Annotated in this window: 18 protein-coding genes; 6 read left to right on the plus strand and 12 right to left on the minus strand. The window is 73.4% G+C overall.

Features of this window, described 5'->3' with window-relative positions; all coding sequences use genetic code 11:
- Nucleotides 1-17: 17 nt before the first annotated feature.
- Nucleotides 18-770, plus strand: a complete 753-nt coding sequence (gene cobF / locus ACZ6JS_RS24805; RefSeq protein ID WP_469301010.1) for a precorrin-6A synthase (deacetylating) — start codon at nt 18-20, stop codon at nt 768-770.
- Here the strand turns inward: cobF and ACZ6JS_RS24810 are convergent.
- Both ACZ6JS_RS24810 and ACZ6JS_RS24815 read right to left on the minus strand, forming a co-directional pair.
- On the minus strand, nt 757-1,950 hold the full coding sequence (locus ACZ6JS_RS24810; protein WP_469301011.1) for an aminotransferase class V-fold PLP-dependent enzyme: 1,194 nt from the start codon (nt 1,948-1,950) through the stop codon (nt 757-759). The two genes, cobF and ACZ6JS_RS24810, sit on opposite strands and share 14 nt — an antisense overlap.
- A 331-nt stretch (nt 1,951-2,281) precedes the next feature.
- The gene (locus ACZ6JS_RS24815; protein WP_469301013.1) at nt 2,282-4,018 is read right to left on the minus strand and encodes a glycoside hydrolase family 71 protein; all 1,737 of its coding nucleotides are present in this window, start codon (nt 4,016-4,018) and stop codon (nt 2,282-2,284) included.
- A gap of 747 nt (nt 4,019-4,765) precedes the next feature.
- Here ACZ6JS_RS24815 and ACZ6JS_RS24820 point away from each other — a divergent pair.
- Complete coding sequence (locus tag ACZ6JS_RS24820; RefSeq protein WP_469301015.1) at nt 4,766-5,230, plus strand: hypothetical protein; 465 nt, start codon at nt 4,766-4,768, stop codon at nt 5,228-5,230.
- A 258-nt stretch (nt 5,231-5,488) separates the two neighbouring features.
- Here ACZ6JS_RS24820 and ACZ6JS_RS24825 read toward each other — a convergent pair whose 3' ends face one another.
- The 7 genes from ACZ6JS_RS24825 to ACZ6JS_RS24855 all read right to left on the minus strand — a co-directional run bounded on the left by ACZ6JS_RS24825 (nt 5,489) and on the right by ACZ6JS_RS24855 (nt 12,865).
- The gene (locus ACZ6JS_RS24825) at nt 5,489-7,708 is read right to left on the minus strand and encodes an NADP-dependent isocitrate dehydrogenase (protein WP_469301017.1); all 2,220 of its coding nucleotides are present in this window, start codon (nt 7,706-7,708) and stop codon (nt 5,489-5,491) included.
- Nucleotides 7,709-7,928: 220 nt separating this feature from the next.
- The gene (locus ACZ6JS_RS24830) at nt 7,929-8,282 is read right to left on the minus strand and encodes a DUF805 domain-containing protein (protein ID WP_030854548.1); all 354 of its coding nucleotides are present in this window, start codon (nt 8,280-8,282) and stop codon (nt 7,929-7,931) included.
- Nucleotides 8,283-8,598: 316 nt separating this feature from the next.
- Complete coding sequence (locus ACZ6JS_RS24835) at nt 8,599-9,426, minus strand: chitosanase (protein WP_469301070.1); 828 nt, start codon at nt 9,424-9,426, stop codon at nt 8,599-8,601.
- A gap of 295 nt (nt 9,427-9,721) precedes the next feature.
- Nucleotides 9,722-10,309 (minus strand): hypothetical protein, encoded by a 588-nt coding sequence (locus ACZ6JS_RS24840; RefSeq protein ID WP_469301019.1) that lies wholly within the window; start codon nt 10,307-10,309, stop codon nt 9,722-9,724.
- 1 nt (nt 10,310) lies between these two features.
- On the minus strand, nt 10,311-11,393 hold the full coding sequence (corA, locus tag ACZ6JS_RS24845) for a magnesium/cobalt transporter CorA (protein WP_469301021.1): 1,083 nt from the start codon (nt 11,391-11,393) through the stop codon (nt 10,311-10,313).
- 139 nt (nt 11,394-11,532) lie between these two features.
- Entirely contained in the window at nt 11,533-11,925 is a 393-nt protein-coding gene (locus ACZ6JS_RS24850; RefSeq protein WP_469301023.1) for a TOBE domain-containing protein, read from the minus strand.
- A gap of 31 nt (nt 11,926-11,956) precedes the next feature.
- Nucleotides 11,957-12,865, minus strand: a complete 909-nt coding sequence (locus ACZ6JS_RS24855) for a LysR family transcriptional regulator ArgP (RefSeq protein WP_469301072.1) — start codon at nt 12,863-12,865, stop codon at nt 11,957-11,959.
- 69 nt (nt 12,866-12,934) lie between these two features.
- Between ACZ6JS_RS24855 and ACZ6JS_RS24860 the strand changes: the two genes are divergently transcribed.
- The 3 genes from ACZ6JS_RS24860 to ACZ6JS_RS24870 all read left to right on the plus strand — a co-directional run bounded on the left by ACZ6JS_RS24860 (nt 12,935) and on the right by ACZ6JS_RS24870 (nt 16,380).
- Nucleotides 12,935-13,558 (plus strand): LysE/ArgO family amino acid transporter, encoded by a 624-nt coding sequence (locus ACZ6JS_RS24860; RefSeq protein WP_469301024.1) that lies wholly within the window; start codon nt 12,935-12,937, stop codon nt 13,556-13,558.
- 554 nt (nt 13,559-14,112) lie between these two features.
- Entirely contained in the window at nt 14,113-15,147 is a 1,035-nt protein-coding gene (locus ACZ6JS_RS24865) for an NUDIX domain-containing protein (RefSeq protein ID WP_469301026.1), read from the plus strand.
- Between the two features lie 42 nt (nt 15,148-15,189).
- Nucleotides 15,190-16,380, plus strand: coding sequence for an MFS transporter (locus ACZ6JS_RS24870; protein ID WP_469301027.1), 1,191 nt, complete (start codon nt 15,190-15,192; stop codon nt 16,378-16,380).
- 106 nt (nt 16,381-16,486) lie between these two features.
- On the opposite strand, the gene ACZ6JS_RS24875 is transcribed toward ACZ6JS_RS24870, so the two are convergent.
- The 3 genes from ACZ6JS_RS24875 to ACZ6JS_RS24885 all read right to left on the minus strand — a co-directional run bounded on the left by ACZ6JS_RS24875 (nt 16,487) and on the right by ACZ6JS_RS24885 (nt 20,885).
- Nucleotides 16,487-17,932, minus strand: a complete 1,446-nt coding sequence (locus ACZ6JS_RS24875) for a glyceraldehyde-3-phosphate dehydrogenase (RefSeq protein ID WP_469301029.1) — start codon at nt 17,930-17,932, stop codon at nt 16,487-16,489.
- A gap of 128 nt (nt 17,933-18,060) precedes the next feature.
- On the minus strand, nt 18,061-19,746 hold the full coding sequence (locus ACZ6JS_RS24880; protein ID WP_469301031.1) for a phospholipase D family protein: 1,686 nt from the start codon (nt 19,744-19,746) through the stop codon (nt 18,061-18,063).
- Nucleotides 19,743-20,885 (minus strand): PP2C family protein-serine/threonine phosphatase, encoded by a 1,143-nt coding sequence (locus ACZ6JS_RS24885; RefSeq protein WP_469301033.1) that lies wholly within the window; start codon nt 20,883-20,885, stop codon nt 19,743-19,745. Before ACZ6JS_RS24885 ends, ACZ6JS_RS24880 begins: the two co-directional genes overlap by 4 nt.
- A 227-nt stretch (nt 20,886-21,112) precedes the next feature.
- Between ACZ6JS_RS24885 and ACZ6JS_RS24890 the strand changes: the two genes are divergently transcribed.
- Nucleotides 21,113-22,084, plus strand: a complete 972-nt coding sequence (locus ACZ6JS_RS24890) for a cyclase family protein (protein ID WP_469301035.1) — start codon at nt 21,113-21,115, stop codon at nt 22,082-22,084.
- The last annotated feature ends 26 nt before the right edge of the window (nt 22,085-22,110 follow it).

Raw genomic sequence — 22,110 nt, forward strand, 5'->3', positions numbered from 1 at the left:
GTGGGCACAATAGCCGGGTGAAGAAGTTCTCAGTGATCGGCATAGGCGCGGGCGACCCGGACCATCTGACCCTCCAGGCGGTCAGGGCGATCGGCGCGGCGGACGCATTCCTCATCCTGGAGAAGGGCGAGGAGAAGGCGGATCTGACCGGGCTGCGGCGCGCGATGCTCGACGCGCACGCCCGCCCCGGCCACCGGCTGGTGGAGGGCCGCGACCCGGACCGGGACCGGGCGCCCGCCGACTACGCCCCGACGGTGGACGGCTGGCGCAGCGCGCGGGCCGAGCTCTTCGAGCGGTTCATCGCGCAGGACCTGGCGGACGGGGAGACCGGTGCGTTCCTGGTGTGGGGCGACCCGTCGCTCTACGATTCCACGCTCGCGATCCTCGAAGAGGTGCTGGAGCGCGGCCGGGTGGCCTTCGAGCACGAGGTCGTGCCCGGCATCAGCAGCATCTCCGCGCTGCTGGCGCGGCATCGGACCAATCTGAACCGGGTCGGCCGGCCGGTCCAGATCACCACCGGGCGGCGGCTGGCGGAGGGCTGGCCGGCCGACGTGGACGACGTGGTGGTGATGCTGGACGCGCGGCACGCCTTCACCGCCCACCTGGACCAGGACCTGTACATCTACTGGGGGGCCTACGTGGGCACCCCGGACGAGATCCTGGTGCAGGGCAAGCTGGCGGAGGTCGCGGGGCGGATCGAGGATCTGCGGACCGAGGCCCGCGCGCGCAAGGGCTGGATCATGGACACGTACCTGCTCAGGCGTTCCTGAGCAGCTGGTCGGGCAGGGCGGCGGCGAGGCGTGCGTACTCCTCGGGCCGGTTGTAGATCTGTCCGCAGATCCGGATGCCGCCGCCGCCCGGCCAGGGCCAGATCAGCACTCGGATGCGCAGCCGCGCCGCGATCTCCTCGCGCAGTGCGCGGGCGCTGTCCGGGGTCTGCGCGATGCCGGACGGCAGGCGCAGGGTGCGCATGGCGAGGCCCTCGGTGTGCGGGAGCGGTGTGAGCCCGGGGATCTCGGCGAGCAGCGCGGCGCCGTGGGCGGCGAGGGTGCTGTTGTGGGCCCGCACCTTGGCCGCGTCGAGGGCCTCGATGAGGTCGAGTCCCTCGGGGGCGGCGAGCCAGCCGGTGTAATCCGCGGTGGCGCGGTTCTCGACGGAGCGCGGGAAGCCGTGCCCGTCCTCCCAGGAGGGCACGAGCGCCCGGATCCGGTGGCGGTGCTGCGGGGCGACGGCGAGCAGCGCGGTGCCGGACGGGGCGTAGCCCCATTTGTGGAGGTTGCCGAACCAGAAGTCGGCGCCTGTGGCCAGGGGGTCCGCGAGCATGCCCGGTGCGTGGGCGCCGTCGACGACGGTGGTGACGCCGCGCTCGCGCAGCTCGGCGATCAGCCGGCGCGAGGCGATGATCCGGGCGGTGGGCGAGCTGACGTGGTCGAGTACGGCGACCCGGGTACGGGGCGTCAGCGCGGCCAGCACGGTCTCCCGGACGGCGTCCTCGTCGGGCAGGGCGGGGTCCAGGGCGACGGTGGTGACGGGGGCGCGGCGGGCGGCGGCGGCGGTGACGGTGCCGTAGCCGTGGTCGGTCACCAGGATCTCGTCGCCGTCGGCGAGCGGGACGGCGTCGAGCGCGAGGTTGGCGCCTTCGGTGGCGTTGGCGATGAAGGCGAGGCCGTCGGGGTCGGCGGCCAGGTGCGCGGCGATCCGGGTGCGGGCCTGTTCGAGGCGGTCCGGCAGGGTGGTGAAGAAGGCGTCGGGATCGGCGTGGACCTCGGCGCGGAGCGCGGCCTGGGCCTCCTGGACGGGCACGGGGACCGCGCCGAAGGAGCCGTGGTTGAGGTGGGCGACGCGCGGGTCGAGGCGGAAGAGGGCGGGCCCGCCGGGGAACTCGCCCGGCTGCGGGCGCCCGGCGGGCGGCTCGGCGTGGCGGTTGTCGGGGCGTGTCGTCTCGGTCACGGGACCTCCGGGGTGCGGCGCGGCTGTCGCCCGGATCATCTCCCGCCGCCGGTGCGGGCCGGAAGGCCCCAGCCGTCCGGCAGGCCGGAACCGGGCGGCCCCGCGCGACCGGCGTGGTTGCGGGGCGGCCGGGGCCGCCGGCCTCGTCGCGTGCGGGGCCGGGCGGGCCTGTGGCTCGTGCCCGCCCGGGGGGGCGGGCCGGGCGGGGCTGGGGCTCGCGCGGCTCGCGCCCGCCCGGGTGGCGTCCTCTGGGTGAGCGGCCGTGCCGTCCGGCGGCCCAGGCACGGCCGGACCCGGGGGCGCCGGCGTGCTCCGCCGGGCCCGGCCGGGGCTACGGTTCGCGCCCGCTGGTCGCCGCGTAGTACTGGAGGTCCTGCACGTCCACCTTGTGGTCCACGCGGTACGGCAGGTCGACCTCGGCCGTCGTCTTCCCGTCCCGGACGACGTGGGCCCCGCTGGTGCCCGTCTTCAGCGGCAGCAGCTCGGAGTGGATCCCGGCGGGGGCGTCGTGGCTGCCCCGGGCCGTGCCGACGGTCGTGCGCACGACCGCGGGTGAGGTGAGGAAGCTGAGCACCTCCACCGTGTCGCGGGCCGGGGCGCTCCCCCTGCGCAGCGACATCACCACCGACTGGTCGCCGGTCGGATCGGCGTCCGCGAACTGCGTGCGCGCGGTGAGGTACAGGGTGTCCCGGACGATCTTCGGCCAGCCGCCCGTCTTGAACCGGGTCAGGTAGTACGAGGTCAGGTCGAGGTAGGCATGGCCGTTGTGGAGGGACGGCGCGAACTGGCTGCCCTCGGAGTAGTCGTTCCAGGTGGTGAGCTGGACCCAGTCGGCGCCGTCCTCGATGGCACGGGTCCATGTCGCGCGCAGGGTCGCCGTGTTGCCCGCCTCGTCGTAGATGCCCTGGTTGGGGCGGGCGTCCTGGACCGACACGGGCTGCATCCAGATCTTGCCCATGCCGTGGGCCCGCCGGACGTCGCGGCTGGAGCTCTCCTGGCCGACGTAGCTGCGGCTGCCCCACTCGGAGAAGCCGTGGCTGATCGGGGCGAACTCGCCGCTGTGGGCGCCGAAGTCGAGGAAGAGCGGGACGAAGGCGGTGCGGATGCCGTGGTCGGCCCCGAGGATCCGGATGACCTCCGTCCACCAGGCCGCGTTCTTCGCCTCCGCCTTGAAGGGGGAGACGACGAGCCGGCCGTCGGGGAGCCGGTGCGCGGCGGAGGCGTCGGCGAGCGTGGCGAGCGCCTCGGCGAGCACGCGAGGGTCGTCGGTCTTCAGGGAGGTCATGTCCGGCATCAGCATGATCTTGAAGGCGGGGTCCACCGAACGGGCCGCCGCCATCAGCAGGTTGGAGCGGTCCCAGTTCTTGCCGGAGAGGGAGAGCAGGTCGAGGGTGAATCCGTCGATACCGGCGGCCCGGGCCGTGCGCACCTCCTGCTGGAGGTTGGCGTACTCCCAGTCGCCGCCCTTGGGTGCGACGGGCAGCGGGCGGTCGCGGAGCAGGCCGCCGTACCGGCCGTGTTTGCCGCTCTCCCCGTCGGGGTTCAGGTAGTTGCGGGTGTAGTAGTCGCGGTCCGCGTCCGCGTTGTCGAGCGAGAGCGGGTACGGGGTGAAGTAATGCGCGAACACCAGCTTCCTGCCCGCTTCCCCGGAGCGCAGGGCGGCCGGCTGGGGCATGTCGAAGGGCAGGGCTCCCGCGGGGCGTCCGGCCCCGGAGTCCAGCGCTCCCTCGGGATTGCCCTTGGCCGCCGCACCCTTGGTGGGCGCCTGGCTCTGCTCCGGCTGCGGGGCGGCCGGGTCGCCGGCGCCGGGTGCGGAGCCGGGCGCGGGGGGCTGCGCGGCGGAGGCCCGGGCCGTGGCGTTCTGCGGGGGCGTCCCGCTGAGCGGGTCCCAGGCGATGCCGGTGGCGGCGCAGACGCCGACGAGGAGGAAGCCGGAGAGCAGCAGGGCCAGGAGCGGCCTGCCACCCCGAACGGCCGGCCGCCGCCGGTGCGACACCGGTCGTGCCGTCCGGTCCGCGCCGCGCGTTCTTCGTCGTGCTCGCCGGTCCGTGCGCCGGTCCGCTGTCATCGTGCTCCCTCCACGAATACACCCCGGTGGGGGCTGGACAGCAGTAGAGCCCATTACCGGCTCCCGGACAACCGTTCCCCGCGCCGCGGGCCGGGCACGTACGTCACACGGGCGACGGGAACTACGCAGAGCGAAGGCCCGGTCGGAGCGGGTGCGATGATGCCGGCATCCTCCGGGCGCTCGACGGTGCGGCCGCCGTACGGGCGTCTGCGACTCCTCCACCGTCCGATCCTGTGCTCGAACAGCCGGATCCGGTGGCCCGGTTGCCGGTCGGATCTGCGGCCGCGCCCTCCGACGGCGGGGCGGCCGGTCGTCGAACTCGAAGCCGCGGGCGAAGGCGGGGCGGGCGAAGGCGAGGCTGTCGCCGGTCCCGTCCCGCTACGGGGAGCGGTGAACGGCGGGCACAGGTCGGGCAGTAGGGGCCGGCGGCGAGCGTGGCGTGCCGGCTGCGGACGCGCCTCGCCCGGTGCGGCCGCTCCTCTTCCGTGGGCCTCCAGGTCCACCACGGTCTGCCGGCAGTCCCCACGGCTCCCCCTCTGCGGCCGGTCGGACCCCAGCCATCCGGGACGACCCGCCGGGCCGCGGGGCGGGGTGGGTCTGACCTGGGCGGCAGCGGACCCACAGATCGGAATGCGACATTCCCCTAGCGATACGGCGCAAGTGGCGCATAATCGACGTCATACGGCCGAAAGATCCCTGTGGGCACGGCCGCGCTTGGTCACGCATGCGATGGGGGGCATCGTGCCGATGAGGGAATCAGGGTCGACCGGAAGGCTCCCGGCGACGTCCGCCGAGATGTCCGGGCTGCTCACCGCCGTCCGGCGGGGGCGGGTACTGACGGTGGCGGGCGGGTTCCGGGAGCCGCGGAGCCTGCTGGTGCGGGAGATCGCGCGGCGGCTGGCTTCCAACTTCTACGACGGCGTGGCGGTCGTCGAACTCGGCCCGCTCGAGGGCGGCTACGGTGTCCGCGAACTCACGGCCGAACTGGGCTCCGTGCCCGGCGTTCCCGCACCGCCCTGCGGGACGACAACGTACGCCGCGTCCTGGCTGGCCGAGCGGGACATGCTGTTGGTCCTGGACGGCACCGAGCAGCTCGGCCAGGACGCCGTGGCCTGGCTGCGCAAGCTGCTGGCCGTGGCGCCGGGGCTGCGGATCCTGGCCGCCGGACGGTCCCCGCTGGCGTTCGACCAGGAGCGCATCCACCGCCTCTGACCGGCGCCGAGGGCTGCCCCCCATGCCGTCAGGGGGCGTCGGCCCGCCCGTCGGCGAGCAGCCCCGGGACCACCTCCTCCTCGGACCGGCCGTACACCCCGGGCCGGACGGCGCACGCTTCTCCGCACCGCTGCCGGCGTTCACCGCCATCGGGTTCGGCTCGTCCTGTACGGGCCCCGGGGGGCGCGGACGGGTTCCGGAAACGGGTCCGCCCCGGCCGGGCACGGGGCCGGCCGGGGCGGAGCGCGTCAGCGGGTGTCAGCCGAGGAGGCCGAGCGCCTCGTTGAAGGTCGCGGACGGGCGCATGACCGCCGCGGCCTTGGCGGCGTCGGGCTGGTAGTACCCGCCGATCTCGACCGGGGAGCCCTGCACCGCGATGAGCTCGCCGACGATGGCCTCCTCGCGCTCGGCGAGGGTCTTGGCGAGCGGCTCGAACGCCGCGGCCAGCTTCGGGTCGTCGATCTGGCGGGACAGCTCCTGCGCCCAGTACAGGGCGAGGTAGAAGTGGCTGCCGCGGTTGTCGATGCCGCCCAGCTTGCGGCTCGGCGACTTGTCCTCGTTGAGGAAGGTGCCGGTCGCGCGGTCCAGCGTGTCGGCCAGCACCTGGGCGCGGGCGTTGCCGGTGGTGGTGGCGAGGTGCTCGAAGCTGGCCGCCAGCGCGAAGAACTCGCCCAGGCTGTCCCAGCGCAGGTAGTTCTCCTTGACCAGCTGCTGGACGTGCTTCGGGGCGGAGCCGCCGGCGCCCGTCTCGAAGAGGCCGCCGCCGTTCATGAGCGGCACGACCGACAGCATCTTGGCGCTGGTGCCCAGCTCCAGGATCGGGAAGAGGTCGGTCAGGTAGTCGCGCAGCACGTTGCCGGTCACCGAGATGGTGTCCTCGCCGCGGCGGATGCGTTCCAGGGAGTACTTCGTGGCCTCGACCGGGGAGAGGATCTCGATGGTCAGGCCCTCGGTGTCGTGGTCCGCGAGGTACGTCTTGACCTTGGCGATCAGCTGCGCGTCGTGGGCGCGGGTCTCGTCGAGCCAGAACACGGCCGGGGCGCCGGTGGCGCGGGCGCGGGTGACGGCGAGCTTGACCCAGTCCTGGATCGGCAGGTCCTTGGTCTGGCAGGCACGGAAGATGTCGCCGGCGGCGACCTCCTGCTCGATGACCGCGTTGCCCGCGGCGTCGACGACGCGGACGGTGCCCGCGGCGGCGATCTCGAAGGTCTTGTCGTGGCTGCCGTACTCCTCGGCCTTCTGCGCCATGAGGCCGACGTTCGGCACCGAGCCCATGGTGGCGGGGTCGAAGGCACCGTGGGCGCGGCAGTCGTCGACGACGACCTGGTAGACGCCGGCGTAGCTGCTGTCCGGGAGGACGGCGAGGGTGTCGGCCTCGTTGCCGTCCGGGCCCCACATGTGGCCCGAGGTGCGGATCATGGCCGGCATGGAGGCGTCGACGATGACGTCGGACGGCACGTGCAGGTTGGTGATGCCCTTGTCGGAGTCGACCATGGCGAGGGCCGGGCCCTCGGCGATCTCGGCGTCGATGGAGGCCTTGATCGCGTCGCCGTCGGGCAGGGCGCCCAGGCCGTTCAGGATGGCGCCGAGGCCGTCGTTGGGCGACAGGCCGGCGGCGGCGAGGGTCTCGCCGTAGCGGGCGAAGGTCTTCGGCAGGAAGGCGCGGACCACGTGGCCGAAGATGATCGGGTCGGAGACCTTCATCATCGTGGCCTTGAGGTGCACGGAGAACAGGACGCCCTCGGCCTTGGCACGCTGGATCTGGTCGTTGAGGAAGGTGCGCAGCGCGTCGACGTGCATGACGGACGCGTCGACGACCTCGCCGGCGAGGACCGGTACGGACTCGCGCAGCACGGTGACGGCGCCGTCGGCGGCGACGTGCTCGATGCGCAGGATGCCGGCCTCGGCCATGACGGCGGACTTCTCGGTGGAGCGGAAGTCGTTCTCGCCCATGGTGGCGACGTTCGTCTTCGACTCGGGGACCCAGGCGCCCATGCGGTGCGGGTGCGTCTTGGCGTAGTTCTTGACCGAGCCGGGGGCGCGGCGGTCGGAGTTGCCCTCGCGCAGGACCGGGTTGACGGCGCTGCCCTTGACCTTGTCGTAGCGGGCGCGGACGTCGCGCTCCTCGTCGGTCTTCGGGTCGTCCGGGTAGTCCGGGAGGGCGTAGCCCTGGCCCTGGAGCTCGGCGATCGCGGCCTTCAGCTGCGGGATCGAAGCCGAGATGTTCGGAAGCTTGATGATGTTGGCTTCCGGGGTCTTCGCCAGCTCGCCGAGCTCGGCGAGGGCGTCGGCGATCCGCTGGCTCTCCTCGAGGTACTCGGGGAACAGGGCGATGATCCGACCGGCCAGGGAGATGTCACGGGTCTCGACATTCACACCGGCCGTCGACGCGTACGCCTGGATCACAGGCAGGAAGGAATACGTCGCGAGGGCCGGGGCCTCGTCAGTGTGCGTGTAGATGATGGTCGAGTCAGTCACCGGATGCTCCGCTCCACAGTCTGCGTCTCTCGTCTGCAACATTGCTCGACATCAAGATATCTCGTGATCGGGCCGGTCAGCACAGCCCCCGGCCGCCAGTCCGCGAGACGCACGTCACGCCGCCGCCGATGGCCCAGGAAAAGCCGAGAGCGCCGCCCGCGGCTGTTCCAGCCGGTGCGGCGCTCGGGCCATCAGGCCTTGATCAGGCCTGCACGCCTGATCAGGCGGCGAGGACCTTCGGGTCCGGGCCGTACTGGTTCGGCTGCGGCTGACCGGCGGTGGCGGTCAGGACGAGCAGCCAGATACCACCGATGAACGGGACGAAGGCGATGAAGTACCAGGCGCCGGACTTGCCGAGGTCGTGCAGACGACGGACGGTGACCGCCAGGGACGGCACGAAGGTGCCGAGGATGTACAGGCCGACGAGCAGCGGGTAGGTGCCCAGCACGCCGTCGAGGATCATCAGGACGACCGCGACGGCCACGTGGAAGAGGGTGAACATCCAGTACTCCTGGCGGCGGGCGCGGCCGGAGAAGACGGCGTACTTCTTCAGGACGTCGGTGTAGTGGTTCATGAGGGTCCCCCCAGAGGACAGTCGTTCGGGCCCGTCCTGCTGGAGCAAGCCGGGGCAGAACTTATGCCCCCCTTACGTCGCGGTCAAGCCAGTTGTCGTGACGCCAAATCGGCCGGACCGCAGGATTTCCGGCACCGAAGATGAGACTGGGGGGCACAGGAGTGGCGTCGTGTCCGGGGAAGTCCGAAACATCCCACTCGCAGGCCTACTTGACACCCCGCCACTCACCTCGATCGTTACCTACATCGTTACCGCACTGCGACACCGCGGCACGGGGCGCCGGGAGGAGGTTCCGCGCCCCGGGCCGCGGCGGCCGTCAGCCGATGTGGAAGGAGTCGCCGTAGACCTTCCAGTCCAGCGGCGGGTCGAGGTTCAGGTTGCCCTTCCGGAGGAAGACCCGCTGCGCGGTGTCGACCCGGCTGGTGTCGCTGTGGGCCTCCTCCTGCTTCATGGCCCAGACCCGGGCGTCGAGGAAGGCGTTCAGCCAGGTGGTCTCGTCGCCGCCCCGGGACGGGGGCTTGGCCTTCGACAGGGCACGCCCCCGGATGCTGCGGAAGCTGGTGGAGTCGGTGCCGTCGCCGTGCATGACGATGGCGTCGTAGTAGATGAACTGGCCGAGTACGCCGACCCCGTCGGACTTGCCCTGCTTGACGGACGGATTGAAGTAGACCCGGTCGCGCTCGCGGTCCTGGGCCTTGCGGAACTCGGCATCCTGGGCCGCCTTGACCCAGTCCCGGGTGAAGTTCGGGTCGAGGCCGGCGTGCGAATCGCTGCCGTCGACCTCGCGCAGGGCAGGCAGGTACTTGGCGAGGACGTTGCCCGGCTTGACCTGCGTGTAGTACTCGACGAGGTCGAGCATGTCCCCGGTGCCGGAGCAGAAGCCGATGATACCGGCGGTGTAGCCGCGGCCATCGCCTATGTCCTCTATGTACTTGTACTGCGCCTTCCAGTCCAGGGAGGAGTTCTCCGCACTGGAGACGATCTTCATGGCGATCTCCTTCTTCGCCGGATCGTCGAGTCCCGCGGCGGCCGTGGCCGCCACCGTCGCCGCGGGCTGCGCCGCGGGGTCGGGGGCAGCGGTCGCGTGGGCGGCGGCGGGTGCGGCGAGGAGCGCGCTGCCGAGCAGCGCTCCAGCCGCCAGCATCTTGCGATGGGGGGTGAACACAAGCCCTCCATGGGGGGAGTTGAGGCGTCCCGGCTTCGTTAGGAAACTTTACTGCCAGATCTGAGGGAGCCTCAAGACCCCTGTGTCGAAAGGCAATTCCTGCGCACCGGACGGCCGGGGCAGTGATATGGACCGTGGTACGGACCGTCAGGTGCGGCTTCGAGGGCACCCGTTGGGGGGCGGGATGCCGTAGGCCGTGACCGCCGAAGGGCTCGGCCCGCCGCGCCGGCCCGGAAGCCATGGCCGCGCCGTCGCGGTGTCTTCTGATCACCTGTCACGGTCCGGGCACCATGCCCTCCTCGATCCGCCTGCGCGCCTCGGCGTCCCCGACGATGATCCGCGAGGTGCCGGGGAGGTCGCCGGCCGTGACGTCGGCCGCGCCCCGTACCCGGCCCGGGACGCCGCCGCCCCGACCCGGGTCGTACTCGATCACCATGGCGGTCCGACCGCACAGGAGGGAGACCCAGCCGTGCGGACCCGCTGCGACGGAGGCGCTGCTGTAGGGGCCCGCCGGACCGCGGCTGCTCCCCTCGCCCGCCCCGGGCCACTTCGACACCAGCCGGATCGGGCCCGCCTGCGGGTCCGATCCGGGCGTGGCGAGGATTCCGCACGAGTCGCCGGTCACGTAGGCGATCAGGCGGCCGGGCCCGTACCGGACCTCGGACAGGATCGTGGCGGGACCGGCGACGTCGGCCGGGAGGCCGCCGTCCGTCCGGACCGCCGGCAGCCGGTTCAGCGGTGTGAAGCGGGCGCCGCCGGCGGCTCCTTCCCCGTCCGGGGCGGCCCCGCCGCTCCCGCATCCCGCGAGCGACAGGGCGACGACGACGGCCACGACCGCCGCGCGGCGTAAGCCTCGGGGCACGTCAGAGCCAGCCGTTGCGGCGGAAGCCGCGGTGGATGACGAAGCAGGCGAGCGCCATGACGCCGAGGACGAGGGGGTAGCCGTAGGTCCAGTGGAGCTCCGGCATGTGGTCGAAGTTCATGCCGTAGACGCCGCAGACCATCGTGGGGACGGCCACGATCGCCGCCCACGCCGTGATCTTGCGCATGTCCTCGTTCTGGGCGACCGTCACCTGCGCGAGGTGCGCCTGGAGGATGGAGTCCAGGAGGTTGTCGTAGGCGCCGATCTGCTCCGTGGCCCGGGTGACGTGGTCGGCCACGTCCCGGAAGTACGCCCGGATCTCCGGCGGGATGACCGGTATCGGCTGCGTGGCCAGCTGCTGGAGGGGGCGGCCGAGCGGGGCCACCGCTCGCCGCAGTTCCAGCAGTTCGCGCTTGAGCTGGTAGATCCGACCCGCGTCACCGCGGCCGCCGTTCTCGCTGAACACCGCGGTCTCCACGGCGTCGATGTCGTTCTGCACGGCGTCCGTGACGGCCACGTAGTCGTCGACCACGTGGTCGGCCATCGCGTGCAGGACCGCCGCGGGCCCCCGCAGCAGCTGGTCGGGAGCGGCTTCCAGCTCCTCGCGCACCGGCCCGAGGGTGCCGCGGCCGCCGTGCCGGATGGTGATGACGAAGTCCTGGCCGGTGAAGGCCATCAGCTCGCCGGTCTCCACCACCTCGCTGGTCGCGGTGAGCTCCTCGTGCTCCACGTAGCGCACGGTCTTGAAGACGGAGAACAGCGTGTCGCCGTAGCGCTCCACCTTGGGCCGCTGGTGCGCGTTCACAGCGTCCTCGACCGCGAGCGGGTGCAGGCCGAACAGCTCCGCGAGGCCGGCGAGCTCCGCCTGCGCCGGCTCGTGCAGGCCGATCCAGACGAAGCCGCCGCCCGTCTTGCGGACCCGGCGCAGCGCCTCCTCGACTTCCGCGCAGTCCTCCTGCCGTACGCCGTCGCGGTAGACCAGGCAGTTGACCACGGAGCTGCCGAGCGGGGAGCGGGCGGGGTGGCTGAGGTCGACGGCCCGCCGGTAGCCGCGGCGCACGGCCCGGCGCAGGTTGCTGAACATGGACAACGGCGTAACTCCCCTTCGGCGGATCAGCGGCCAGTCTGCCATCGTCGCCGCGCGGCCCCCGCCCGGGCTCACCCCCCGGGCTCAACCCCCCGCGCTCAACCCCCGGCCGGCGCCCGCCGCCTCGGGCGGCGCTTCAGACCCGGTCGATGAACACGCTGGTCGACTTCACGCGGGCCGTGGCCCGTGCGCCCACCTCCAGGCCGAGCTCCTCGACCGCTTCCCTCGTCAGCAGCGACACGATGCGGTGCGGGCCGGCCTGGATCTCCACCTGCGCGTCGACCGTACCGAGCTTCACCCCGGTGACGATGCCCGGGAAGGAGTTGCGCGCCGAGGTGTGCGCGGCCCCCTCGCCCTCGGCACCCTCCTGGGCGGCCTCGACGCAGAACGCGGCCAGGTCCGGCCCGTCCACCATCCTGCGGGTGCCCTCGCGGCGCGTGGGGAAACGTTCGGCGTCCGCCCAGCGCCGGGCGGTGTCGATGCTGACGCCGAGCAGCCGGGCGGCCTGGCCGATCGTGTAGGACTCCATGGTCGGCAAGCGTATGCGCCGGTCCGGGCGATCATGCCGAAGGGTTGCGCAGCGCCTCCGCCGCCGCCTGCGCGACGGTGTCCGCCACCAGCGACAGGGCCGGAGAGTCCAGCTTCCACTGCTGCCAGTAGAGCGGTACGTCCAGCGGTCGCCGGGGCACCAACAGCACCAGCTCTCCCGCGCGGATCAGCGGACCCGCCTGCTGCTCGGGCACCAGCCCCCACCCCAGCCCGGCCACGACCGCGTCGCGGAAGCCCTCGGACGTGGGCACGTGGTGCCGCACCGGCCCCGCCCCGGCCGCCCCGTCCCCGGTCAGCGAGCGTACGAAGGCGTCCTGGAGGTCGTCCTTGCGGTCGAAGACGATCGTCGGCGCCTCCCGCAGGTCACGCTCCGGCACGCCCGTCAGGTACCGGGCGGCGAAGGCGGCGCTGGCCGTCGGCAGGTACCGGGCCAGCCCCAGCATCCGCACGCTGCACCCGGCCACGGGGTCCGGGGAGGAGGTCACCGCGGCCATGACCTGCCCCTCGCGCAGCAGCGTGGTCGTGTGCGACTCGTCCTCGCGGTGCAGCTCGATGCAGACCGGCGGATCCTGCGGGACCCTCGTCAGCGCCGGCAGGAACCACGTCGCGAGGGAGTCGGCGTTCACCGCGATCGGCAGCCGCACCGGGCCCCGCTCGTCGGCCATACCCAGCTCGGCGCGCGCGTCCCGCTCCAGCCGGGCCAGCTGCCGGGCGAAGCGGACCACCACCTCCCCGGATTCCGTGGCCCGTACCGGCCTGGTCCGCATCAGCAGAACGCGGCCGGTGCGCTGTTCGAGGGCCTTGACCCGCTGGCTCACCGCCGAGGGCGTCACGTGCAGGGCGGCCGCCGCCGCGTCGAAGGTGCCCTCGTCGACCACGGCGAGGAGGGTGCGCACCTGGTCCAGGGGAAGCTCTTCCATCACGAGCGCTAATGGTACGTAAAAATCTTTAGCTGTACTGAAAGGTGTCTGCTGCCTACGGTCGGAGCCATGACACACGGCACCATCACCGCGGCCCTGGCCGGCTTCGGCACCGGGCTCTCCCTCATCGTCGCCATCGGCGCGCAGAACGCCTTCGTCCTCCGTCAGGGCGTGCGCCGCCACGCGGTCCTGGCCGTGGTCGCCATCTGCGCCCTCTCGGACGCGCTCCTCATCGCCCTCGGCGTCGCCGGCGTCGGGGCCTTCGTCACCGCGTGGCCCGCCGCCCTGACGGTCGTGGGGCTGGCCGGGGGCGCCTTCCTCGTCTGCTACGGGGTGCTCGCCGCGCGCCGGGTGCTGCGGCCCGTCCCCGGCGCGGCCCTCACCGCGGAGGGAGCCGCTTCCGGATCCGCCCGCCGGGCCGTACTGACCTGCCTGGCCATGACCTGGCTCAACCCGCACGTCTACCTGGACACCGTGCTGCTGGTCGGCTCACTGGCCGCGGACCGCGGCGACCTGCGTTGGGCCTTCGGCATCGGCGCCGGACTGGCCAGCCTGACCTGGTTCACCAGCCTGGGCTACGGCGCCCGGCTGCTGAGCGGCCTGCTCGCCCGCCCCTCGGCCTGGCGGGTCATGGACGGCCTCGTCGCGGCGACGATGGTCACCATGGGCGGCCTGCTCCTGGCCCGCGCGTAGCCCCGCCGGGGGCAGCAGACGGGACGAGCGTGCCCCTCACCACGCCCCCGAAGGCGCGGGCCGCAGGCCCCAGGCCCAGCCGGGACCGGGGCACCACAGGCCGCACGCCCAGCCGGGACCCGCAGACCCTGCCGGGACCGGGGCCGCATGCCGCGGGCGCAGCGGGGCCGGCGGCCCAGCCGAGACCGGGGCCCAGCCGAAACCGCAGGCCCAGCCGCGACCGGGGATCCAGCCGAAACCGCAGACCGAGCCGGGACCGGGGCCCAGCCGAAACCGCAGACCGAGCCGGGACCGGGGACCCAGCCGGGACCGCAGGCCGCCGGCCCAGCGGGGACCGGGGCCCAGCCGGGACCGGGGCCCAGCGGGGGCCCGAGGCCCGGCCGGAACCGGGCCCGGCCGGGACCGCAGGCCGGGACCTGCAGGCCGCGGGGACCGCAGGCGCGGCCGGGGGGCCGATCCGGCCGCCCCCGCGGGCGTCCGCATGTCGGCGGTGGCCGCCGGGCGCGGGCCCGGCATAGTGCTCCTGCCGACGACCCGAGCCCCAGGAGCCCGCCGTGCCCGACCGCCCCTCCCCCGACGCGGTGCGCGCCTACTACGCCGCGCAGCCGGCGCCGCTCGTGGCCGCCACCGGGATCGTCCTGGACGCCCGCGGGCGGGTCCTCGTACTGACCCCCTCGTACAAGACCGATCAGGAGCTGCCGGGCGGCACGGTCGAGGACACCGAGACGCCGGAGCAGGGGCTGGCCCGCGAGCTGCGGGAGGAACTGGACCTCGGTGTGCCGGTCGGCCGGCTGCTGGCGGTGGACTCGCGGCCGCCCGGCTCCCTCGGCCGTTCCCTGATCGTCCACGTCCACCTCGTCGGACCGCTCTCGCCGAAGGAGGCCGCGGCGATCTCCTTCCCCGACGGGGAGATCACAGCGGCGCGCTGGCTGCGGCCGGAAGAGGCCTGCACGGTGCTGCCCGCCCGTGTCGCGCCCCGGCTGCGGGCCGGACTGGCCGCCCTGCACACCGGCTCGTTCGCCCATCTGGTCGAGGGCGTCCCCCAGCCCGGATCGCCCGCCGGCCTGGACCCGGCCCGGCGCGCGGCCTTGGAGCACGCGGGCGTCCTCGACGCGGCCAGTCACCGGGCCAGCCGGCCGAAGGCGCTGACCGCGGCGAGCGTGCTGTTCACCTCCGCCGACGGCCGGATCCTGCTGGTGCAGCCCGCGTACGGCCGCACCGACCGCTGGCACCTGCCGGGCGGCGGCGTCGACAGCGACCTCGGCGAGGTCCCGCGGGCCGCCGCCCGGCGGGAGGTCCGCGAGGAGCTCGGCCTCGACCTGGCCCCGGGCCGCCTGCTCGCGGTGAACTGGTCGCACAAGCCCGGCCGTCCGGCCCGCATCCGATTCCTGTACGACGGCGGCGTCCTCGACGCGTCGGCGCTGGCCCGGATCCGGCTGGACGACAACGAGCTCCTCCAATGGCGCACCGTCGCATCCGAGGAACTCCCCGCCCTGGTCAAGGGCGCCCTGCGGCGCCAGATCACCGCCTGCCTCGAAGCCCGGGCCAGCGGCGCCGGCCCGCTGGAGCTCCACGCCGGCCGCCTCTGACCCGCCCTGCGGGGCCGCGGAGCCCGGGTTACCGTCGGCGGCATGGACGGTGATCGCCGAGGGTGGCGCCAGTGCTTGCTCAGCGGGGCGGTGTTCGCCGTGTGCATGGCCGGCACCACGCTGCCGACCCCGCTCTACGGCCTGTACCAGGAGGAGTTCGGGTTCTCCGAGCTGGTGGTGACCGTCGTGTACGCCGTGTACGCCTTCGGGGTCATCGGCGTGCTGCTGCTGGCGGGCAACGCCTCGGACGCCGTCGGCCGGCGGCCGGTACTGCTGGCCGGCCTGGGCTTCTCCGCGGCAAGCGCCCTCTGCTTCCTGTGCGCCACCGCGATGGGCTGGCTGTACGCGGGGCGGCTGCTGTCGGGACTGTCCGCCGGGCTGTTCACCGGAGCCGCGACCGTGTACGTGATGGAACTGGCGCCGCCCGGCGGGGCCTCCCGGGCCACGTTCGTGGCGACGGCCGCCAACATGGGCGGGCTCGGCTGCGGTCCCCTGCTCGCCGGTGTCCTCGCGCAGTACGCCCCCTGGCCGCTGCACCTGCCGTTCGCCGTTCACCTGTTCCTGGTGGCCGTGTCGGCCGCCGTCCTGCTGGGGCTGGACGAGACGGTGCGGGACCGGCGGCCGCTGAGCACCGTGCGGCCGCAGCGGCCCGGCGTGCCCCCGCAGGTGCGGTCGGTGTTCGGGCCCGCGGCGATCGCCGCCTTCGTGGGCTTCGCGCTCTTCGGGGTGTTCACCTCGGTCAGCCCGGCCTTCCTCGCGCAGTCCCTCGACGTGCACAACCGGGCCGTGAGCGGGCTGGTCGTCGCGCTCGCCTTCTTCGCCTCGACCGCCGGGCAGCTTGCGGTCGGCCGGGTCGGGGTGGGGCGGTCCCTGCCGCTGGGCTGCGCGGGCCTGCTGGCCGGGCTGGCGCTGCTCGCGGGCGCCCTGGTGTGGGACCTGCTGGCGCTGGTGGTGGCGAGTGCGCTGGTCGGCGGGGTCGGGCAGGGGCTGGCGTTCCGCGGGGCACTGTCGGCGGTGGCGGGCGCCTCGCCGCCGGACCGGCGCGCGGCGGTGGTCTCCACGCTGTTCGTCGTGGCCTACGCGGGCATCTCCGTACCGGTGATCGGCGTCGGACTCCTCGTGGGACCGATCGGCCTGGAGGGCGCCGGGCTGGTGTTCATCGCGTGCATGGCCGCCCTGGTCTCGGCCGCGGCCGTCTACCTGCTGCGGCGGCCGGTGCCCGCGAACGCGTGAGCGCGGGCACGTGTGGTGCCGGTCGTGCGGGGTGCGGGGCCGCGAACACCGCCGCCCCGCGGCGCGGAGCGGCGGGGCGGCGACGTCGAACACGCAGTCGGCGGGATCAGACCGCCGGGACCGGGTAGGTGGGGTACTCCACCCCGGAGACGTGCTGGACCACGCGGATGACCTGGCACGAGTAGCCGAACTCGTTGTCGTACCAGAGGTAGAGGATCGCGTTGTCGCCGTCGACCTTGGTAGCGCCGGCGTCGACGATGGACGCGTGGCGCGAGCCGACGAAGTCCATGGAGACGGCGTCGGGGGCCGTGGTGAAGTCGATCTGGCGCTTCAGCGGCGAGTTCAGCGAGACGTCGCGCAGGTGGTCGAGGACTTCCTCACGGGTGGTCTCACGGCCCAGGCGCAGGCTGAGGATGGCGATCGAGACGTCCGGGACGGGAACGCGGATCGAGCTGCCGGTGATGGGCGCCTTGAGGTCGGGCAGCGCCTTCGCGACGGCGGAGGCGGCGCCGGTCTCGGTGATGACCATGTTCAGCGGCGCGCTGCGGCCGCGGCGGTCGGCCTTGTGGTAGTTGTCCAGCAGGTTCTGGTCGTTCGTGAACGAGTGGACGGTCTCGACGTGGCCGCGCAGGACGCCGTACTCGTCGTCCATGGCCTTCAGCGGCGGAACGATCGCGTTGGTGGTGCAGGACGCGCAGGACAGGATCCGCTCGTCCGGCTTGACGGTGTCGTGGTTGACGCCGTGCACGATGTTCGGGACGTCGCCCTTGCCCGGGGCGGTCAGGACGACCTTGTCGATGCCCGGGCGCAGGTGCTTGGACAGGCCCTCGCGGTCGCGCCACTTGCCCGTGTTGTCGATGAGGATGGCGTCCTTGATGCCGTACGCCGTGTAGTCGACCTCGGAGGGGTCGTTGGCGTAGATCACCTTGATCGCGTTGCCGTTGGCGACGATGGTGCTGTTGGCCTCGTCCACGGTGATCGTGCCCTGGAACTGGCCGTGGATCGAGTCGCGGCGCAGCAGCGACGCGCGCTTGACCAGGTCCTGGTCGCCGCCGCCGCGGACGACGATGGCCCGCAGGCGCAGGCCCTTGCCGGAGCCGGCCTTCTCGATGAGCAGGCGGGCGACCAGGCGGCCGATGCGGCCGAAGCCGTACAGGACGACGTCGCGGCCCCCGCTGCGCTCCAGCTTGTTCTCACCCGTGGCGCCGGCGACGGCCTGGGCGGTGAACTCCTCGACCGAAAGGCCCTGGTCGTCGGCCTTGTAGGTGGCGGCGAGCATGCCGAGGTCGATCTGGGAGGGGCCGAGGTCGAGCGCGGTGAGCGCCTGCAGGAACGGCATGGTCTCGGTGACCGACAGCTCCTCGCCGTCGATCTGCCGGGCGAAGCGGTGGGTCTTGAGGATGCTGACCACCGATTTGTTCACCAGGGAGCGGCTGTGGAGCAGGATGTTGACGTCCCGCTCCCGGTGCAGCTTCCCGATGATCGGGATCATCGCCTCCGCGATCTCCTCGCGGTGGTTCCAGTTGGTGAACGAGTCCTCGTTGACAGTCACAGGCTTTTATCTTTCGAGCTAGGCGGCGCTCATATGCTAACCCCACTACTCATTGGCCGCTTAAGGGGTACCCGCCCGAAGGGCCGGTGTCCCGGTTCGATCCGGTTCACCCCGGAACGCGGCCCGGCTCAGAACCTCCTGCGCATCCTCAGCCTCATCGGGCGGCCGTCGGGGTCGACGAGGGCCCGGTGCAGCAACCGGGCCGGCAGCCGCTGGGGGACGGGCAGGTCGGGAGGGTCGTAGCGGCGCAGCCGGCCGGGCGGGCGCGTGCCCCGGCAGCCGCCCTCGTACCAGGCGTCGAGCGCCGCGGCGGCCGCCCGGAAGGCCTCGAAGGCCTCCACGGGGTCGCAGAGCACCTCCTGCACCGATCGCGCGGGCGCACCGTCCGGGTCCGCGAGGTCCGCGTCCGCACCGTCCGGGTCCGCGAGGTCCGGGTCGGCGAGGTCCGGGTCCGCGAGGTCCAGGTGCTCGCGCATGAGCTGCAGGCGCAGCTCCCGGGCGAAGACGCGGGCGCCGTCCCCGAGCCCTCCCGGGTCGCGCGGACGGCGCGGGTCCCGGCTCTCGTCGTGGACGGCGCAGCCGAGTTCGGAGTCGTGGGTCCACGAGCGGAGGTTGATGTTGTCGGACCCGACGGACGCCCACACGTCGTCGATCACGCACACCTTGGCGTGGACGTAGACGGGGGTTCCGGCATGGTTCTCCAGGCCGTACACCGCGACCCTGTCGCCGCCGGCCCTGCGCAGCTCGGCCAGCGCGCTGATCCGCCCGATCAGGTTCATCGGCAGGGTGAGCCGTCCGTCCTCGTCCGGGAAGGTGGGGACGACGCCGATCATCCGCAGCCCCTGCTGTCGGCGCAGCGCCTCGGCGAAGCCGGCCACCACGCGGGGCGACCACAGGTACTGGTCCTCGAGGTAGATCAGCGCACGGGCACGCCGCAGCGCCTTGAGGTAGCCGCGGGCGATGCTGCGCTCGCCGTCGGGGGCGAAGGGGTAGCCGAGCAGCAGCCGGTTCGGGTAGGTCCGCAGCAGCTGGACGGTGTGGGTGCCGCACGGCTCCGGATCGGGTGCCTGCGGCGGCAGCCGGTCCGCGCTGACGTCCTCGCGGTGCTTGCGCTCGCGCAGGCGGGTGAGGGGGCTGCGGCTGAGCGGCGCCGGATCGTCCCAGCGTTCGCGGAAGGCGGCCTCGACGTCGCCGACGACCGGTCCGCGCAGGGCGAGCTGGACGTCGTGCCACGGCGGGTGCGGCCCGTAGGCGGCGGCCAGGGGCAGAGACTGGCGGTCCCCGTGGTGCCGGGCGTCGTCGTTGCGGTTGTGGCAGAGGTCGATGCCGCCGACGTACGCGACGTCCCCCTCGGGGCGGCCCGGGTGGCGCAGCACCACCAGCTTCTGGTGGTGGGAGCCGCCGGGCCGCACCCGCATGTCGAGCAGGCACTCGCCGCCGGCCCGGGCGAGCTCCTCGCCGAGATGGAGGTTCTCCGTCTGGCTGAAGTGGAGGCTGTCCAGGTGGGAGCGCCACAGCAGGCCCTTGACCATGACGCCGCGCTCGGCCGCCCGGCACAGGACCGTGCCGATCTCCGTGCCCGGCCCGTCGAGCCGCTCGTCGGGGTCTCCACGCCAGTCGGTGAACAGCAGCAGGTCGCCGGCGCGCATGGCGTCGACGCCCGCCAGGAGCTCGGCGAAGTACGAGGCGCCGTGGACCAGCGGCCGTGCCTCGTTGCCCCAGGACCAGGCCGCGCCGTCCGGCCGCCGGTCGTCCAGGCGCGTCGCGGGGTTGCCGCGTTCGCCACGGACCAGGAGCCACTGCACGCGGGTCATCGGACCGTCCCTCCCGCCTCGTCGAGCCGCTCGACGAGGATCATCGCCACGTCGTCCGCCAGCCGGTCCTCGGTGTGCCGGACCAGTGCCTGGCACAGCCGGTCCAGGAACTCCAGGGGCCCTCGGTCGGGCATCGCCTCCATGGCCTCCGGCAGGGCGAAGAAGGTGTTGCCGCGGTCACGGGCCTCGTTGACGCCGTCGGTGTGCAGCAGCAGCCGGTCGCCCGGCAGGAAGGAGTAGGTGTCCGTGGTTCCGGGCGGGCCCTCGATGAACTCGCCGAGGCCCAGCGGTGGCAGCGGGGTGCCGGGCACGAGTGCCCGGACCTTGCCGTCGTGCAGCAGCAGCGGCGGCGGATGGCCGCGGTTGACGACCTCGACCACGTGCCCGTCGGGCACCTGGGCCACCACCGCCGTGACGAAGCCCTCCACGAGCGCCTCCTCGTCGACCGCGCCCGGCACGGCCGCGTCCCGGCGCATGGCCGCCTCGCAGTGCCTGACGACGTCCACCAGGTCGTCCTCGTAGTACACGGCCTCCCGGAAGGCGCCCAGCACGGCCGCGGCCGTGCGTACGGCGGGCAGGCCCTTGCCGCGTACGTCGCCCACGATCATCCGGATCCCGTACCGGGTCTCCATGGCCTCGTACAGGTCCCCGCCGATCTGCGCGCCCTTCTCGGCCGCCACGTACAGGCTGGCGGCGCGGAGCGGGCCCAGCCGCTCGGGCACGGGCCGCAGCAGGACCTTCTGCGCCGCCGAGGCGATCCGGCGGATCTGGCTCAGCTCCCTGGCGCTGCGTGCGCGGGCCATGCGGCTGGTCGTCACGCCGGCCAGCGACACCAGGAAGAGGGCGAGGAAGTTGCTGTAGACCTGCTGGCTGCCCCACGCCTGGTTGTACGTGGCCGTGGTCACGCTCACGGCCACGGCGAGGCCCGCCGCGGCGAGGGTTCCGCTCGGGCCCATCGTCACCGCGGCCAGCGCCGGCGTGGCCACCAGGAGGGGACCCGTGTACAGGACGTGTGCGGGCGTGAACTCGATGGCCAGCACCAGGAGCGCGATCGCGAAGGGCACACATTTCGCGAGGACGAAAAGGACCTGGTGGCCGCCGCCTCCCGGGCCGGGAGAAGGGCGGATGGGCAGCCGCATGCTTACAGCCTGCGCCGCCGGTGCTCGTCGTCGCCACTCGCCGCCACCCGCCGACGCACACAGCCACCCGTCGGCGCCCACCGCCGGCAACCGCCACTCGCCCCCGGTCCCGCCTCCGTACGGCCGACCTCGCCGCCGTCCCGGCGTGGCCCGGCGGTCCGGCGGGCATGTGCTTGCGTGCGCACGCGCAGCGGGAGCAGGGAACACGAGCACTCGAGGAGCGGCAGGTGAGCAGCAGCCCGGTGGACGACGACCCCGCCCCCCGGCCGGACACGGCCGGCGGCGGGCCGAGGGTGTCGCGCGCGGAGTTCGACGCCCTCTTCGCCTCGGTCGGCACCTGGGGCCGGTGGTCCCCGGCCGACCGCGGTGCCTGGAACCGGGTCACCGCGGACCACGTGCGTCGGGCGGCCGCCCTGGTCCGGTCCGGCACGACGGTGCAGCTGGGCCTGCCGTGGAACACGCGTGGCGGACCGGACAACAGCAGGCCGGCCCTGCACTACATGTCCGACCTCGGCGACGTGGAGGCCCCGGAGCCCGCCACCCACAAGGACTTCATCGCCGCCGACTACCACGGCAAGGCCGTGAGCCACCTGGACGCGCTCTCCCACGTCGCCTACCGGGGCCGGCTCTACGACGGCCGCCCGGCACGGGAGTCCGTCGACGCCGGAGGCGCCCGCTTCGGCTCGGTGGAGGCCCTCGGCCCCCTCGTCACCAAGGGCGTGCTCCTCGACCTGCCGGCCGTCCTCGGGACGGACTGGCTGGAGCCCGGCCGTGCGGTCCGCGCGCGGGACGTCGCCGCCGCGGAGCGGGCGCTCGGGGTGACGATCGACGAGGGCTGCGCGGTGCTGCTCCGCACCGGCCGCTTCCGCAGGCGCCGCAAGCTGGGCCCCTGGGACGCCGACGCGGCGTGCGCGGGCTTCCACGTGGACGCCGTGCCGCTGCTGGCCGAGCGGGCGATCGCCCTGCTCGGCGGTGACGGGGACAGCGACGTGCGCCCCTCGCCCGTCGAGGGCGTGCACTCCCCCGTCCACGCGCTGGCCGTCGCCGCCATGGGTGTGCCGCTGCTGGACAACCTGGACCTGGAGGCCCTCGCCGGCGCCTGCGCCGAGGCGCAGCGGCACGAGTTCATGATCGTCGTATCGCCCCTGAGGGTGCCGGGCGGGACGGGCTCGCCGGTCAATCCGGTCGCCGTCCTGTGAGGTAGCGGCCCCATGAGGGAGGGCCA

The sequence above is a fragment of the Streptomyces sp. NPDC046349 genome, assembly GCF_055587885.1.